Genomic DNA, 16,276 nt, shown 5'->3' with positions numbered 1-16,276 from the left:
TGGTGGTTTTCCGTCTTCTTATTTAGTCATTACCGGCTCCTATTTGCAGTCGTTTCTGTAATTTTTCTTCTGTGAAAATCCAGCCGGTATAAGAATTGACAATGTTAAGCTCGTCATCTAAATGGGCGACTGCAACGAAAGGATAGCGATCGTTACTGCGGTAGCGTAAATCGATTAAACGCAGTTCTGTTACACCGCTTTCAAGCTCTGAAATTTCCCACCGGTAAAGTGGTGAAAACGATAAAAAGGCATCTAAGTTTGGATCTTTTATCGCTTTTTCAACGAGCTCCGTTTTTGGGATAGGCTCGATTTCGAACTTATCGTAAATATTGACGGATCTGCGATAGGCACGGCCAACATAAAAGTGCGTTTTGGATTTAGCAGCAACTTTCCAATGAAAAAAGCGCATTGTCGGAGCAACAATTACAAATTCTTCGTCCTGCAGTTCATGATGGACAGCAGTTTTAACCGCCTTTTGAAGAGCAAAACGTAAAATATAATAGAAGAAAATAATGATGTACATGACCGTAAATGTGAAAACAGGTTCTGTCCCTAATAACCAAAGTAAAATACCGATACAGTGCATCGTAAATATAAATGGATCAAATGTATTAATAACACCGAGTGCAACCCACTTTTTTGAAAACGGGCGCAATGCCTGTGTGCCGTATGCATTGAAAATATCTACAAACACATGTAAAAATACGGCGATCTGTGTCCATAGCCAAACATTAAATAGATGGACATCAGGTAAAATAAGAGCGAGTACACCTGTTATTAATAGAGGCCATAATAAAACGGCAGGTATTGAATGTGTAATCCCTCGGTGATGGCGTATATAAACCGCATTATTACGAAGTTTTAAAACCGTATCAATATCTGGTGCCTGTTGTCCGATAATCGTTCCAGCCATTACAGCCGTAAAGGTCATGGAATGACTTGCGACAGTCGGGTCTACAAGTGCTAGGCCTCCAATAGCAATCCCCATGACGAAATGTGTGCCTGAATCCAAATGTATCAACCCCTCGATCTTAAAACCGTTCGAGAACGGAAAAATTTAGCAATAGTATCCACATTATAATATACCCTTTTTGAAGGAAATAAAATCGAATTTTTGGAGGACAATGTGAACTATCCATATACAAAACAATTTCGCCAGGCTTTAGTGCAATGGTTTTTGGAAGAACAACGCGATTTGCCTTGGCGTCGTACGAAAGAACCTTATCAAATATGGGTGTCTGAAGTAATGCTGCAGCAAACAAGAGTTGATACAGTCATCCCATATTACAACCGTTTTATAGAAAAATACCCGACAGCGGAAAGCTTAGCCTATTCACCGGAAGAAGAGCTGCTTAAAATGTGGGAAGGCTTAGGGTATTATTCCCGTGTCCGTAATTTACAAGCAGGTGTTCGGGAAGTAGTCGAAGTGTACGGCGGAAAAGTACCGGATAACCGCGTCGACATTTCAAAGCTAAAGGGTGTTGGACCTTATACAGCAGGAGCAATATTAAGTATTGCTTACGGAAAGCCGGAGCATGCTGTAGATGGAAATGTTATGCGTGTACTAAGTCGTGTATTAAATATAGATGCAGATATCGCTTTGCCGAAAACAAAGAAAATTTTTGAACAGGCGGTAACGGAGCTGATTGATCCTGAAAATACATCTGCGTTTAATCAAGGACTGATGGAGCTTGGGGCGTTGATTTGTACACCGACTTCACCAAAATGCTTATTATGTCCAGTGCGTGATTATTGCACAGCATTCCATGAAGGCGACCCATCCAGCTTACCGGTTAAATCCAAAAAGCTGAAAACTAAAAATATTGAATATGATGTTTATATTATACGTGATAAAGAAGGTCGCTTTTTAATGGAGAAGCGTCCGGAAGATGGTCTGCTCGCAAATATGTGGCAATTTATCATGATTGAACGACATGCAGATGAAAATAGTTTAACCAAAGTGGAAAAACAATATAACGTAACTTTGGAGCCCAATTTTAAAGAACCGATTTTAAGTTTCAAACATGTGTTTTCTCATTTGAAATGGCATATTGACAGCTATTTAGTCGATGCAGTTGAAGTGAATGGTAATCCGGAAAATACGGCTTTCTTTACGAAGGAGCAAATCGCCAATTTACCAATGCCTGTGCCGATGTTAAAAATCTGGGGAAAAATCAATGCATAATTCTTTTATCACCAGACCACAATAAAGGTCATGGAGGTGACAAATGATGAGTCGCAATGAACAAAACCAAAACCGTAATAATCAGCAAAACCGTAATAATCAACAAAACCAAAACCAACGCAACAACCAACAGAACAACTTTGAAGAGTTTGGACAAGAACTAAACTTCAATGAGTTCAACCAGCAAAAGCAAAACCAAAACCAAAACCAAAACCAGAATAATCGTCAAAACAACCGACAAAACAACAACCTTGAAGAATTCGGTCAAGACGAAAACTTCAACGAAGTTCAACAACAAAACCAAAAACAGCAACGCGAACAAGAGCAGCGTAACGCACAATTCGCGAAGCGTAACAACAACAACTTCTAATGAAGTGCAGAGAGATGTTCTGAAAGTGCAAACTTTCAAAGCATCTTTTTTGTTTTAAAAAGAATTAGCGGGGAAATCATAAAATAAGCTAAACTTATTGATACTTTATTTTAATATGTGCAACTATTAAGGATTCGCAGTAATTTTCACGCAAAATTGAAAATAATTGCATTCGAACTACAAGTTTTGCCAAAGCATTGTTATAATACAATAAAGACTGCTAGAATTTTTAGCTAAGACGAAAAGGTGGGCTTTATGATGGCATTACCGGTTGAAGGAGAAAAAATCCAAATACATAGTTATAAGCACAATGGTAATATCCACCGTGTCTGGCAAGAAACGATGGTATTAAAAGCAACAAAAAATATTATTATCGGTGCAAATGAAAAAACGCTTGTTACTGAATCAGATGGTCGCACCTGGCTGACACGTGAGCCCTCGATTTGTTACTTTCATGCAGAGCATTGGTTCAATATTATTTGTATGTTGCGAGATGACGGGGTGTATTACTATTGCAACATCAGTTCACCGTTTGTGTTTGATAACAACTGCTTAAAATATATTGACTATGATTTGGACGTAAAAGTGTTTCCTGATATGAGTCATGCATTATTGGATGAAGATGAATATGAGCAGCACAGATTGGAAATGAACTACCCCGAAGTCATAGATAAAATTTTACAGCGGAATGTTAAAACATTGGTAAGCTGGATTGAACAACGCCGTGGACCATTCGCTCCGGACTTCATAGAGTCTTGGACAAATCGGTATATCTTATTAAGTGAAATTGAGGCAAATAAAGAGTAGATAAGACACAAGCAGCTTTTTCAGGTTGCTTGTGTTTTTCTTTTGGGTAAAGTACATGTGTAAATGTTTAATGGGGAATTATGATATGATAATTGCTGTTGCAAAATTTCTGAGGGGAAGTGTTTTTTGCATTGGATAGTATTAAACGTTATATGCGGTTCGTCAAGCCGTATAAACTGCTTTTATTCTTAACAATCGTAATCGGCATACTTAAGTTTGCAATCCCGCTATTTTTACCGTGGCTCCTGCAAATAATTATCGATGATATATTATTAAATGATGGTATGTCTACAGAAGAAAAAACAAACCAATTATTTACATGGATCGGAATTGCACTTGTATTGTTTTTTGTTATTCGACCACCAATCGAATATTACCGCCAATACTTTGCGCAAAACCTGAGTAATAATATTTTGTTTGATATACGTAAAGAATTGTATGGCCACTTACAAAAGTTAAGCTTAAAGTATTATGCGAATACCCGCGCTGGAGAAGTAATTTCACGAGTCATCAATGATGTTGAGCAGACGAAAAACTTTGTTATGACCGGATTGATGAACTTATGGCTCGATTTGGCGACCATTTTAATCGTAATCGGTGTTATGTTTGCAATGGATGTAAAGTTGACGCTTGTGTCGCTTATTGCACTGCCGTTTTACGCATTTAGTGTAAAGTATTTCTTCGGAAGACTTCGCAGTTTAACGAAGGAACGGTCACAGGCTTTGGCAGGCGTTCAAAGTTATTTACATGAGCGTGTTGCCGGTATGAGCATTATTAAAAGTTTTACATTGGAAAAGCACGAGCAGGAGATTTTCGATGAAACGAATGGAGAGTTCCTTAATAAAGCGCTGGACCATTCACGCTGGAATGCAAAATCTTTTGCTGTCGTTAATACCATTACGGATATGGCGCCGCTCATCGTGATTGGGTATGCAGGTTATCAATATTTACAAGGTGATCTTTCCATTGGTGTACTTGTTGCATTCTATGCTTATATTGAACGCTTGTATGGACCGCTTCGCCGATTAGTGAGTTCGTCGACAACATTGACTCAGTCAATTGCCTCAATGGACCGAATGTTTGAACTAATGGATGAGAAATATGAAGTTCAAAACAAGGCTAACGCGATGGTGTTACCCGCAGCAAAAGGGAAGCTTCAATTTGATCGAGTTACATTCAAGTATGATAAAGGTGGAAACACAATTTTAAATGAAGTTGATTTCACGATTGAACCTGGACAAACTGTCGCTTTTGTAGGTATGAGCGGCGGGGGGAAATCGACAATCGTCAGCTTAATTCCGCGCTTCTATGATGTTACGGAGGGAGCGTTAAAAATTGATGATCAAAACGTTAAAGATGTTACGATTGAATCATTACGCTCGCAAATCGGGATAGTATTGCAGGATAATATTTTGTTTAGTGATTCAGTGAAACAGAATATTTTAATGGGAAATCCGCATGCGACAGACGAGGAAATCGTTGCTGCTGCCAAAGCTGCGAATGCCCATGACTTTATTATGGGATTACCGGAAGGGTATGACACGAAAGTAGGAGAACGTGGTGTTAAACTTTCAGGCGGGCAGAAGCAGCGTGTAGCAATTGCACGAGTATTTCTAAAAAATCCGCCAATTCTAGTATTGGATGAGGCGACTTCTGCACTCGATCTGGAAAGTGAAGCTCTAATTCAAGACTCGCTCGACCGTTTAGCGCATGAACGGACCACGATCATTATTGCTCACCGCCTGTCTACAATTACTCATGCGGACAACATTTTCGTTATTGAACACGGAGAAGTTGTAGAATCCGGCACACATCAACGACTAATGGAGCAACAAGGAGCATATTATAACTTATTCCAAGTACAAAAATTAGATTAAATTTAAGTGACTATGTTGAAATAAATCAGCATGGTCACTTTTTTTATGTATATATAAAATTACATTTTTTTACGATAATGTTGTAAATTACTAGATGTTATAATATCATATTTTCAAATACTTTTAATCTTCAGAAAATGAGGTGGTTAAATGAGTCGAAAAGCTGTGCTTGAAGTGAGAGAGTTAGAAACGACATTTTTTTCAGACAGTGGGAAGGTTGCAGCTGTCGATCGAATAAGCTTTTCAATTCATGAAGGGGAAATTCTCGCCATCGTAGGGGAGTCCGGCTGTGGTAAAAGTGTTACTTCCCTCTCTATTATGGGGCTTGTACCGAGTCCTCCCGGAAAAATAACAAATGGAGAAATTTTATTGAAAGGGCAAGATATTTCGAAGCTATCAGATAAGCAAATGCGCAAAATCCGAGGAAATGAAATTGCGATGATTTTTCAGGAGCCGATGACTTCGTTGAATCCGTTGTTTACGATCGGGAATCAATTGATCGAAGCGATTCGAATCCACCATCCGAAATGGTCGAAAAAAGAAGCGAGTGCCCGGGCGGTGGAAATTATGAAGCTGGTCGGTTTACCGCGCGCGGAACAGTTGCTTAAAGACTATCCACATCAGCTGTCGGGGGGAATGCGGCAACGTGTAATGATTGCAATGGCTCTTGTATGTAATCCGAAAGTGCTTATTGCCGATGAACCGACAACAGCTCTCGATGTAACAATCCAAGCCCAAATTTTAAAGCTAATGCGGGATTTAAATGAACGGCTGAACACTGCGGTTTTACTCATTACACATGATTTAGGTGTAGTTGCGGAAACTTGTGAGCGTGTCATTGTTATGTATGCAGGGCAGATCGTAGAAGAAGCGCCGGTAAATGAAATATTTAGAAACCCGCAGCATCCTTATACGAAAGGGCTTATCCAGTCAGTACCGGATATGCGTTATAAAAAGGATACACTTTATTCGATTCCTGGGAATGTTCCGAAACCAGGTTCGATTTTGGGAGGCTGCCGTTTTGCAGCACGTTGTGAATATGCATTCGATCGTTGTTTAACAAATAATCCTCCGCTATATGAATCATCAGGTACACATAAAGCAAGATGCTTCTTATTGGATATGAAAGAAGGGGGAGTTACACATGTCGAAAGTGCTGCTGAAAGTTGACAATCTAAAAAAGTATTTCCCGATCCGGCATGGGATGTTTGCACGTCATGTCGGTGATGTGAAGGCTGTTGATGACGTATCGTTTGAGCTTTATGAAGGTGAAACATTAGGCATTGTCGGAGAATCCGGTTGCGGGAAATCTACTACGGGCCGGGCGATTATGCGTTTGCATGAACCGACAGAAGGCCAGGTGACATTTGACGGCGTAGAGCTCACAAAGTTAAACAGCGAACAAATGCGAAAAGTTCGACGAGAGATTCAAATGGTATTTCAGGATCCGTATGCTTCATTAAATCCAAGACATACGGTAGAAAAAATTTTAGAGGAACCGTTAATTGTCCACGGGATTGGGAATGGGAAGGAACGCAAAAAGAAAGTCCATGAATACTTGGAAATCGTCGGTTTAAGCTCCTATCATGCGAAGCGCTATCCTCACCAATTTAGCGGCGGACAAAGACAGCGGATCGGTATCGCCAGAGCCTTAATGACAAATCCCAAACTGATTATTGCAGATGAACCGGTATCTGCACTGGACGTATCCATTCAAGCACAAGTTTTAAATTTAATGCAGCGATTGCAGGAAGATTTGAAACTGACATATATATTTATTGCCCACGATTTAGGGGTTGTGCGACATATTAGTGACCGGGTAGGCGTGATGTACTTAGGCAGACTTGTTGAAATTGCGGAAAGCGAATCGCTATATCATGAGCCATTACATCCATATACACAAGCGCTATTATCGGCTGTACCAATTCCGGATCCGCAGTTTGAGCGGGAGCAGCTATTGCTGAAAGGCGATATACCGAGCCCGTCAAACCCACCGACAGGATGCACATTCCATACCCGCTGTCCTTTTGCGATGGAAAAGTGCAAACAAGTAATTCCGATGCTCCAGCAAGTTAAACCAGGTCATTCTGTTGCGTGTCATTTATATGAAACGCCACAATGATAATAGATTAAAAAGTCTAGGGGGTTTTTTTATTGAGGAAAGGTAAATTGTATTTAGTAAGTCTTATGATGCTATTAATAATGTCGTTATTTTTAGCTGCTTGTGGTGCTGACGATGCAGAAACGTCATCATCAGAAACAAGCAATGATTCAAGTACAAATACAGACAGCAGTACGACAGACAATTCAAGTTCTTCAACACCTCAAGTTTTAGTATTTGGTCGTGGAGCAGATTCTGTTTCACTTGATCCAGGTATCGTAACAGATGGCGAATCATTCAAAGTAACACAAAACCTATTTGAAACATTACTAAACTTCGGGGAGCAAGATACAACGATCAACCCTGGACTAGCGAAAGAATGGGAAGTAAGTGAAGACGGTTTGACTTACACATTCCAGCTTCAAGAAGGTGTAAAATTCCACGACGGCACAGACTTCAATGCAGAAGCGGTTATTAAAAATATCAATCGCTGGAAAGGTGGAAAAGAGGAAGATTTCTACTATTTCAACTCTATGTTTAAAGCAGAAGGCGAAGATATTATTAAAGATGTAACGGCAGAAGGAGATTACACAGTTGTATTCACACTTTCTCGTCCGCAGGCACCATTCCTTAAAAACTTGGCAATGAGCCCGTTCGGAATTGGTTCACCAACTGCATTTGAAGCAGCAGGCGATAAATTCGGCGATAACCCTGTAGGTACAGGTCCATTTAAATTTACAGAATGGAAACGTAATGACTCAATTACGATTGAGAAGTTTGAAGATTACTGGCAAGAAGGTTTACCGAAATTAGATAAAGTTATCTTCCGTTCAATTCCGGATAACTCTGCTCGTTTAAATGAATTAATGGCAGGCAATATCGATCTGGCTGATGGTATTAACCCTTCAGACGGTAAAACAGTAGAAGGTGATTCTACTTTACAACTGATTGAACGTCCATCAATGAACATTGGTTATTTAGGTTTAACGAATACACGCGCACCGTTTGATAACAAATTGGTACGTCAAGCAGTGAACTATGCAATCGATAAACAGGCGATTGTTGATGCGTTCTTTGAAGGACGTGCAGAAGTGGCGGCAAACCCGATGCCACCATCAATTAGCGGATACAATGATGCAATTTCTCCATATCCGTATGATCCTGAAAAAGCGAAATCTTTATTAGCTGAAGCTGGTTATGACGGAAAAGAAATTGAGTTATGGGCAATGCCAGTACCTCGTCCATATATGCCGGACGGAGCAAAAGTGGCGGAAGTTATTCAGAAAAACTTAGAAGATGTTGGTATCCCATCGAAAATCGTAACATTTGAATGGGCAACATATTTAGAAAAAGCGAAAAACGGTGAAGCAGATGCATTCATGCTTGGCTGGACTGGTGATAATGGGGATGCTGACAACTTCATCTACACATTATTAGACAAAGACAATATCGGTTCAAATAACTATGCGTACTATACTAATGAAGAAGTTCATAGTTTATTAATTCAGGCGCAGTCTGAAACAGATGAAAATGTGCGAAATGAATTATACAAAAAAGCACAGGAAATCATTCATGACGATGCTCCATGGGTCCCGCTTGCACACTCTACACCATTACTTGCAGCAAAAGCAGGTGTGAATGGGTTCCTGCCACACCCAACAGGCTCTGATAAATTGCATAACGTTTCAATGGAGTAACAGAAAGTTAAGTGAAAGGGGAGGAATATTCCTCTCCTTTTTTTCAACTAGTAGAAACATACATTCATAAAAGGGGTGAAGAGCATGCTTCACTACATTGGCAAACGTCTACTGCATTTAATACCTGTATTACTTGGGATGACCTTTTTAGTATTTCTAATTATTCGTGCCATTCCCGGTGATCCAGCACAAGTCATTTTAGGACAGCAGGCTACTGCAGATGCAATCGCGGCACTTCGCCTGAAACTTGGCCTAGATAATCCGTGGTATGTTCAATATTTCGATTACTTAAAAGGAATTGTAACGGGAGATTTGGGGGAGTCATTAAGAACGAGGCAGCCGATTTCTTCTGAAATGTGGCCTTATTTAGCAGCTACATTTGAACTGGCATTTTTCGCGATGATTATTGCGATTATTGTGGGGGTAAATGCAGGGATTGTTTCGGCATGGTTTCAAAATTCATGGTTTGATTACTTAGCGATGGTAATTGCTTTAATCGGTGTTTCGATGCCGATTTTCTGGTTAGGTTTAATGGAGCAATGGGCATTCGGTATTCAACTGGGCTGGTTGCCGACATCGGGACGGGAAGAAGTACGGGATCCGGTTATGGCAATTACTCATTTTTACTTAATTGATACATTATGGCAAGGCCGGTTTGATCAATTTATTGTTGTGTTAAAGCACTTATTATTACCTGGCATTGCACTTGCAACGATTCCAACGGCGATCATTGCACGTATGACAAGAGCCTCTATGTTGGAAGTAATGCGTTCGGATTTTGTTCGTACAGCTCGGGCAAAAGGTCAAAAAATGTTCGTTGTTGTTTATAAGCATGCATTGAAAAATGCGCTGATTCCTGTTTTGACAGTAGTCGGTTTACAAACGGGTATGCTTTTAGGTGGTGCCATCTTAACGGAAACGATATTTAGTTGGCCGGGAATTGGGCGCTATATATACGAAGCGATAGGATTCCGTGATTATCCTGTTATCCAGTCGGGTATTTTAATCGTTGCCTTTTTATTCGTAATGATTAACCTGATTGTTGACCTTTTATATACAGTGATTGATTCACGCATTAAATACAACTAGAGAGGAGGCGCATAGCATGGCTGAAATTATACAAAATCAAGTTCAGCGAATTGAAGAAGAACGAGTAAAGGGACCGTGGCAAGAGGCGTGGACGAATTTCAAGAAAAGTAAGTCTGCGCTGTTCGGCAGTGCAATTGTGTTATTCTTTGTGCTTCTGGCAATATTCGGCCCTTTATTTGCACCACAAGGTATAAATGAGCAAAATTTAAGTATGCGTCTGCAGCCTCCATCTGCTGATTTCTGGTTTGGAACAGATGATCTAGGTCGCGATATATTTTCGCGAATTTTACATGGGGCCCGCATCTCGTTGACGGTTGGTTTATCGGCAGTGTTAATCTCTGCAGTTGCAGGCAGTTTTTTAGGGATTATTGCAGGCTACTATGGTCGTTGGGTTGATACGATTATTTCACGAATCTTTGATATTATGCTTGCGTTTCCAAGTATTTTATTGGCGATTGCAATTGTATCGATTTTAGGACCATCATTGCAAAACGCATTAATTGCGATTGCGGTTATTAATATACCGAACTTCGGCCGACTGATCCGGTCGCGGGTGCTGAGCATTAAAGAAGAAGAGTATATTCATGCTGCAAAAGCAATCGGCATGAAAAACTCCCGGATATTATGGAAGCATATTTTGCCGAACTCGATGACCCCGGTAATCGTACAGGGGACACTGGCGATTGCGACAGCGATTATCGAAGCGGCGGCACTAGGATTTTTAGGACTTGGTGCAGAAGCGCCTCAGCCGGAGTGGGGGAAAATGCTTGCAGATGCGCGGATGTTTTTACTAAACGCACCATGGGCAATGATTTTCCCGGGACTTGCAATTATGTTGACGGTAATTGGCTTTAACCTTATGGGAGACGGATTGCGGGATGCACTTGATCCGAAGATGAAAAGTTAAAAAGAAGGTGTGCGAAAAATGCACACCTTCTTTTTATTTAGTAGAACTCTGATTCCAGATCGAGGTTTTTTTCTTCACTGTGGAAGCTGCGATAGGAAACGATCAACGTATCCAGATGCTCCAAGTTTTCTTCGTAATCTAATATACGCGATAAAATATAAAGCAGGTGGTAGCTTGAAAACTGCTCATCTTCTGCCGCCTCTTCCTGAGCAAGGGCAATCTGTTTGATAAACTGCTCCATTAGCTCACTTCCCTGCAGATATTCTTCGTGCCGTGTCCATTTTGAATGTTCCGGCCTAAGCTTCCCTGTATATTTCAATAACAGTTGTTCATGATAGGTCAACAGGAAGTCTAAACGTTCTTGAATAATTACTTGAAATTTACTTGGTAATTTCCCAAGCTCATTTTCATGTTTGTGCAGACGAACGAGCAACTCATAGCTTTTTTTCGATGTTAATAACATTTGGCGGTAAATAACGAGTTTTCGGGCTTTCACATACTTCCGGTTTTTGAAATAGCTGCGCTCTTCTTTGAAAAAACCGTACATTGTATCAATTTCATTTAGTCGGGACTGCAATTTACTTACAGCCATTTTCGTTGAAGTATGTTCACTAGCCTGGCGAACGGCTAAACGTGTCCAGCGAATGATATCGTCCTGGACAGAGTTAATCATTTTAAATAATTTTATTTCGTATTTAGGCGGTACAAATAACATATTGACAACGAAAGCAGCAAATACACCCAGCATCACAGTACTAAATCGGATTAAACCAAACATTAGAAAATCATCGCCCGGTACTTCCATAATGGCAATCATCGTTACGAGTGCCAGTGAAATGGATTTTTCGAGCTTTAGCTTCATCATAATTCCAAGGACGACAATAGCGGCAATACCGACAGCCACTATATGATGTCCGAAGATGAGACCGAACAGGACAGCAACGGAAGCGCCAATAATATTACCCTGTATTTGCTCTAAAATTGTAAGATAAGAGCGGTAAATAGAAGGCTGGATTGCGAATACAGCAGCAATTGCAGCAAACACAGGTGAAGGTACATTCAGTATTTGAGCTAAAAATAAGGCGAAAACGATTGCAACACCCGTTTTTAAAACGCGTGCACCTAATTTCATATTCTTTTCCTCCTTTCTGAGGGAGTCAATGGAGAGAAGCCGCTATAAAAGTATAGCGGCAGTTGTTATTATAATTGAGAAAATGCGTAATCCACTGCTTTTAACGTTTCTTCTACGTCTGCTTCTGTATGTTCTGTCGTTAAGAACCATGCTTCATATTTTGAAGGGGCTAAGTTGATGCCTTGAGATAACATTAATTTAAAGAAGCGACCGAACTTTTCACCGTCCGTATTTTCCGCTTGCTCATAGTTTTCCACTTTTACATCAGTAAAGTAAATAGCGAATGCGCCTTTTAAGCGGTTTAATGTAATCGTCACGTTATGTTTTTGGGCAGCAGCTAAAATACCTTCTTCAAGAAGAGCGCCAAAGCGATCCATTTCTTCATAAATCCCCGGTTGCTGCAACACTTCAAGACATGCAATACCTGCTTGCATACTTGCAGGGTTTCCTGCCATAGTACCAGCCTGATATGCAGGGCCAAGTGGAGCGACTGTTTCCATAACTTCTTTACGACCACCGTATGCACCGATTGGCAGACCGCCTCCGATTACTTTCCCCATTGCGACTAAGTCCGGAGTTAAGCCAAGCATTGTATGAGCTGCACCGTAGTGGAAACGGAAAGCTGTGATGACTTCATCGTGGATTGTTAATGCACCATACTCTTTTGCCAATGCATGTACATGTTCCAAAAATCCTTTATGTGGTTCTACAATTCCGAAGTTGCCGACGATTGGCTCGATTAAAATCCCCGCAATATCATTACCCCATTTTTCCATTGCTAATGTAAATTCTTCCTTATTATTGAAAGGAACGGTAATTACTTCTGTTGCGACAGCATGAGGAACTCCGGCAGAGTCAGGTGAACCTAATGTTGCTGGACCTGATCCAGCGGCAACAAGTACTTGGTCGAAGTGACCGTGATAGCAGCCTGCGAATTTAATGATCTTTGTACGGCCTGTAAATGCGCGTGCCACACGTACACATGTCATCACGGCTTCTGTGCCGGAGTTGTTAAAACGTACTTTATCCAATGTAGGGATAGCTTCTTTTAACATTTTGGCGAATTTAATTTCATGCTCTGTCGGTGTACCGAATAATACACCAGTTTCTGCTGCGTGTGCGATGGCTTTTGCAATATGCGGATGACCATGCCCTGTAACGATCGGTCCATAGGCTGCTAAATAATCGATGTAACGATTACCGTCCACATCCCAAAAGTATGCTCCTTTACCGCGGACCATGACAACAGGTGCGCCACCGCCTACTGCTTTATAAGAACGGGATGGACTGTTTACCCCGCCAACAATATGTTCGAGTGCTTCTGCATGAAGCTGTTCAGATTTAGTATGATTCATAATTTATTCCTCCAAAATAGGTTACATGAAATGATTTCATATCTATTGTAGTATGTAATGAAAGGGAACGCCAAAGAAATTGAAGCATCGGGCATTGTTTTGTATCATAGAAGAAAATTTTGGAGGAATGGACATGACATTAGAAAATTTACAAGCACCATCATTCAATTTGCAAAACGAGAAGGGAGAAATGGTTTCGCTGGAAGAGTTTAAAGGCAAAAACGTTATTCTCTATTTTTACCCGAAAGATTTAACACCGGGCTGTACAACACAGGCTTGCGACTTCCGCGATAAATATGAAGATTTTTCAGATTTGAATGCTGTAATTTTAGGTGTGAGTTTGGATGATGCAGCAAAACATACAAAGTTTATTGAAAAGCATGGACTGCCATTTTCATTATTGGTAGATGAGAATCATGAAGTTGCGGAGAAATATGGTGTTTGGACATTGAAGAAAAACTTCGGGAAAGAGTATATGGGTATTGAACGTACAACGTTTTTAATTAATGAAGAGGGAATCGTTGAAAGAGAGTGGCGTAAAGTACGGGTAAAAAATCATATTGAAGATGTGTTAAACTATTTAAAAAATCGCACGAATTAATATGTGCGCAAAGGGGAATTACAATGGTAACGATTTATTTTACATTTGAACCACGCGAAGATTTAAAACAGCCGCTTTTGGCACAGTTTCCTCAAGTAGATTTTTTATTTGATAAGAAACTGGATGTGGAGAAACTTGCTCAAACAAATGTTTTAGTAACCTATGGGGAAGATTTAAAGGAAGAGCATTTACAGCATGCAGACAAATTGCAATGGATTTTCGTTGCATCTGCAGGAATCGAGAAGATGCCGGCAGAAGCGATCGCGAAACGTAATATGCTCGTTTCGAATGTGCGCGGTATACATAAGAAGCCGATGACTGAATCGATTTTAGCTCATATTTTATCATTGAAACGTGTATTGCCGTTTATTTATGAGCAACAACAGAAGAAAGAATGGAATAAAAAGGCGCGTCCGACAGAGTTAAACGGAAGTACAGCATTGATTATCGGTCCGGGTGCAATCGGCGGAGAAGTAGGACGTATTTTGCAGGCATTTGATGTTCATACAATTGGCTGCAATCGCTCAGGCAACGAAGCGCCGTATATGAATGAGACATATAAGCTCGAGGATTTAAAAGAGCAGTTACCGAAAGCGGATATTGTTCTCTCAATGTTGCCATCTACTAGGGAAACGAAGCATATGCTGACTCGAGAGCATTTTGAACTAATGAAGAGTTCGGCCATCTTTATGAATTTTGGGCGTGGAGACTTAGTAGAAACGGATACTCTTGTTGGCGTTTTACAAGACGAGCTAATAGAGCACGCTGTATTGGACGTCTATGAGATCGAGCCATTACCGGCAGACAGCCCGCTATGGGACTTGAATAATGTTACACTTTCACCACACTTTTCAAGTCATTCATCACGTTATTTAGAACGCAGTCTGGACATTTTCAAGCCAAGTCTGGAAAAATGGCTCAATGGGGAACGTGATTTAGAAAATAAGATGGATATTCTTAGAGGTTACTAATTGAGAATGCTATATGAAAGAATACGCCTTTAATCGCTTTCATTTTCAATTAGCTTTTTTACCAAACACTTTTAATTCAATTGGAATAAGCAATTGTTGACAACGCATGGACAAATTCGCTACACTAATTATAACGATTACAAATTAATAATATGTATGAAAAGGGGTGCATGACGATGTCTGAATTGCATTTAAAGGATGCGCTGGACACGTTAAAGACTACTGGTGTACGAATTACTCCTCAGCGTCATGCGATTTTGGAATATTTAATTCAAAGTATGATTCACCCAACAGCTGATGATATATACAAGGCGCTTTGCGATAAGTTTCCTAATATGAGTGTAGCAACAGTTTATAATAATTTACGTGTCTTTCGTGAAGTAGGTTTAGTAAAAGAGCTTACTTATGGGGATGCAGCAAGTCGTTTCGATTTCGTAACAGGCGACCATTATCACATGATTTGTGATGGCTGCGGTAAAATTGTAGACTTCCACTATCCCGGATTAAATGAAGTGGAGCAATTTGCTTCGCAAGTAACAGGCTTTCAAGTTAATTCGCACCGTTTAGAAGTCTATGGTACATGTCCTGACTGTGTAGCAGTCGGTGCAACAAAAGTTAAATAATAATTTAACCTAGTAACGGTTGTTGCTGGGTTTTTTTTATATAAAAAACTGAAGCAAAAGTTTGATCACCTTTACCCCAGCCCTGTTGAACATTTAATTTTTATTGTACTCTTGTTTGAATTCTTTTCCTTCCAATGCAGGATCTAAAGTTAGCGGTTCATTGCAATACATGCAAATATCCACGCGACCTAAAACCTTTGTCCATTTCCCGCATTCCGGACAGACGACTTGCACAGCCTTTGTAGACAGCAATCCTATCCAGCCGTATACAGCTGTACTGCCGATGATACAAAGAAGTCCAATTGTCATGAAGATTAATACAAGTATTTGATTATTTTTGAAAAAGATTGCACCATACATAATAACGAAGCCGATGAAAATAAGGGATAATGCAAAAGAGCGGATCTTATTAATTTTACTATTATATTTTTTCATTTCAATTGCCTCCTAATCTAAAATATACTATAACATAAATTGGATATAAATTAGTAGACAGGAAAGAATTAGGCGGCTTGTATATATCTTTTAATACTATTTAAAAATGTTTAAATGAAGGGTTTT

Annotated in this window: 16 protein-coding genes; 12 read left to right on the top strand and 4 right to left on the bottom strand. The window is 40.0% G+C overall.

What is annotated here, in order from left to right:
* Positions 1-22: 22 nt before the first annotated feature.
* The gene (locus AC0VXV_RS17305; RefSeq protein WP_475529423.1) at positions 23-1,012 is read right to left on the bottom strand and encodes a metal-dependent hydrolase; all 990 of its coding nucleotides are present in this window, start codon (positions 1,010-1,012) and stop codon (positions 23-25) included.
* 114 nt (positions 1,013-1,126) lie between these two features.
* Between AC0VXV_RS17305 and mutY the strand changes: the two genes are divergently transcribed.
* The 9 genes from mutY (at position 1,127) to nikC (ending at position 11,033) form a co-directional block, all read left to right on the top strand.
* Complete coding sequence (gene mutY, locus AC0VXV_RS17300) at positions 1,127-2,185, top strand: A/G-specific adenine glycosylase (protein WP_475529422.1); 1,059 nt, start codon at positions 1,127-1,129, stop codon at positions 2,183-2,185.
* Positions 2,186-2,228: 43 nt separating this feature from the next.
* On the top strand, positions 2,229-2,555 hold the full coding sequence (locus AC0VXV_RS17295) for a hypothetical protein (RefSeq protein ID WP_475529421.1): 327 nt from the start codon (positions 2,229-2,231) through the stop codon (positions 2,553-2,555).
* Between the two features lie 258 nt (positions 2,556-2,813).
* Positions 2,814-3,362, top strand: coding sequence for a nucleoside tri-diphosphate phosphatase (ntdP, locus tag AC0VXV_RS17290; protein WP_079523619.1), 549 nt, complete (start codon positions 2,814-2,816; stop codon positions 3,360-3,362).
* Positions 3,363-3,514: 152 nt separating this feature from the next.
* The gene (locus AC0VXV_RS17285; RefSeq protein WP_475531487.1) at positions 3,515-5,239 is read left to right on the top strand and encodes an ABC transporter ATP-binding protein; all 1,725 of its coding nucleotides are present in this window, start codon (positions 3,515-3,517) and stop codon (positions 5,237-5,239) included.
* A 150-nt stretch (positions 5,240-5,389) separates the two neighbouring features.
* Positions 5,390-6,409, top strand: a complete 1,020-nt coding sequence (locus AC0VXV_RS17280; protein ID WP_475529420.1) for an ABC transporter ATP-binding protein — start codon at positions 5,390-5,392, stop codon at positions 6,407-6,409.
* Positions 6,384-7,361, top strand: coding sequence for an ABC transporter ATP-binding protein (locus AC0VXV_RS17275; RefSeq protein ID WP_475529418.1), 978 nt, complete (start codon positions 6,384-6,386; stop codon positions 7,359-7,361). The genes AC0VXV_RS17280 and AC0VXV_RS17275 overlap by 26 nt, the downstream gene beginning before the upstream one ends.
* Before the next feature lie 32 nt (positions 7,362-7,393).
* Positions 7,394-9,037: an ABC transporter substrate-binding protein gene (locus AC0VXV_RS17270; protein ID WP_475529417.1), complete on the top strand. Its 1,644-nt coding sequence runs from the start codon at positions 7,394-7,396 to the stop codon at positions 9,035-9,037.
* An 84-nt stretch (positions 9,038-9,121) separates the two neighbouring features.
* On the top strand, positions 9,122-10,126 hold the full coding sequence (locus AC0VXV_RS17265; RefSeq protein WP_079523615.1) for an ABC transporter permease: 1,005 nt from the start codon (positions 9,122-9,124) through the stop codon (positions 10,124-10,126).
* 16 nt (positions 10,127-10,142) lie between these two features.
* Positions 10,143-11,033 (top strand): nickel transporter permease, encoded by an 891-nt coding sequence (gene nikC / locus AC0VXV_RS17260; RefSeq protein ID WP_079523614.1) that lies wholly within the window; start codon positions 10,143-10,145, stop codon positions 11,031-11,033.
* Between the two features lie 37 nt (positions 11,034-11,070).
* Here the strand turns inward: nikC and AC0VXV_RS17255 are convergent, their stop codons facing one another.
* Together AC0VXV_RS17255 and AC0VXV_RS17250 are read right to left on the bottom strand one after the other, a co-directional pair.
* Positions 11,071-12,165, bottom strand: a complete 1,095-nt coding sequence (locus AC0VXV_RS17255; RefSeq protein WP_475529416.1) for an FUSC family protein — start codon at positions 12,163-12,165, stop codon at positions 11,071-11,073.
* 68 nt (positions 12,166-12,233) lie between these two features.
* Positions 12,234-13,520, bottom strand: coding sequence for a glutamate-1-semialdehyde 2,1-aminomutase (locus AC0VXV_RS17250; RefSeq protein ID WP_475529415.1), 1,287 nt, complete (start codon positions 13,518-13,520; stop codon positions 12,234-12,236).
* Between the two features lie 133 nt (positions 13,521-13,653).
* Between AC0VXV_RS17250 and bcp the strand changes: the two genes are divergently transcribed.
* The 3 genes from bcp (at position 13,654) to perR (ending at position 15,715) form a co-directional block, all read left to right on the top strand.
* Positions 13,654-14,121: a thioredoxin-dependent thiol peroxidase gene (gene bcp, locus AC0VXV_RS17245; protein WP_475529413.1), complete on the top strand. Its 468-nt coding sequence runs from the start codon at positions 13,654-13,656 to the stop codon at positions 14,119-14,121.
* A 23-nt stretch (positions 14,122-14,144) separates the two neighbouring features.
* The gene (locus AC0VXV_RS17240) at positions 14,145-15,092 is read left to right on the top strand and encodes a D-2-hydroxyacid dehydrogenase (protein ID WP_475529412.1); all 948 of its coding nucleotides are present in this window, start codon (positions 14,145-14,147) and stop codon (positions 15,090-15,092) included.
* Between the two features lie 176 nt (positions 15,093-15,268).
* Positions 15,269-15,715, top strand: a complete 447-nt coding sequence (gene perR, locus AC0VXV_RS17235) for a peroxide-responsive transcriptional repressor PerR (protein ID WP_475529411.1) — start codon at positions 15,269-15,271, stop codon at positions 15,713-15,715.
* Between the two features lie 93 nt (positions 15,716-15,808).
* Here perR and AC0VXV_RS17230 read toward each other — a convergent pair whose 3' ends face one another.
* Complete coding sequence (locus AC0VXV_RS17230; protein WP_475529410.1) at positions 15,809-16,150, bottom strand: YgzB family protein; 342 nt, start codon at positions 16,148-16,150, stop codon at positions 15,809-15,811.
* Positions 16,151-16,276 lie beyond the last annotated feature (126 nt).

The organism is Solibacillus sp. iso_87 (assembly GCF_056173085.1).
The sequence above is the reverse complement of the archived record's forward strand: the minus strand, read 5'-3'. Positions and strand labels throughout refer to the sequence as shown.

Bases quoted from the DNA above. Each gene is read 5' to 3' on its own strand.
- AC0VXV_RS17250 (WP_475529415.1), bottom strand. From the start codon at position 13,520: ATGAATCATACTAAATCTGAACAGCTTCATGCAGAAGCACTCGAACAT.
- perR (WP_475529411.1), top strand. From the start codon at position 15,269: ATGTCTGAATTGCATTTAAAGGATGCGCTGGACACGTTAAAGACTACT.
- AC0VXV_RS17295 (WP_475529421.1), top strand. From the start codon at position 2,229: ATGATGAGTCGCAATGAACAAAACCAAAACCGTAATAATCAGCAAAAC.
- nikC (WP_079523614.1), top strand. From the start codon at position 10,143: ATGGCTGAAATTATACAAAATCAAGTTCAGCGAATTGAAGAAGAACGA.
- AC0VXV_RS17265 (WP_079523615.1), top strand. From the start codon at position 9,122: ATGCTTCACTACATTGGCAAACGTCTACTGCATTTAATACCTGTATTA.
- AC0VXV_RS17255 (WP_475529416.1), bottom strand. From the start codon at position 12,165: ATGAAATTAGGTGCACGCGTTTTAAAAACGGGTGTTGCAATCGTTTTC.
- AC0VXV_RS17240 (WP_475529412.1), top strand. From the start codon at position 14,145: ATGGTAACGATTTATTTTACATTTGAACCACGCGAAGATTTAAAACAG.
- bcp (WP_475529413.1), top strand. From the start codon at position 13,654: ATGACATTAGAAAATTTACAAGCACCATCATTCAATTTGCAAAACGAG.
- AC0VXV_RS17275 (WP_475529418.1), top strand. From the start codon at position 6,384: ATGTCGAAAGTGCTGCTGAAAGTTGACAATCTAAAAAAGTATTTCCCG.
- ntdP (WP_079523619.1), top strand. From the start codon at position 2,814: ATGGCATTACCGGTTGAAGGAGAAAAAATCCAAATACATAGTTATAAG.
- AC0VXV_RS17230 (WP_475529410.1), bottom strand. From the start codon at position 16,150: ATGAAAAAATATAATAGTAAAATTAATAAGATCCGCTCTTTTGCATTA.
- AC0VXV_RS17280 (WP_475529420.1), top strand. From the start codon at position 5,390: ATGAGTCGAAAAGCTGTGCTTGAAGTGAGAGAGTTAGAAACGACATTT.
- AC0VXV_RS17285 (WP_475531487.1), top strand. From the start codon at position 3,515: ATGCGGTTCGTCAAGCCGTATAAACTGCTTTTATTCTTAACAATCGTA.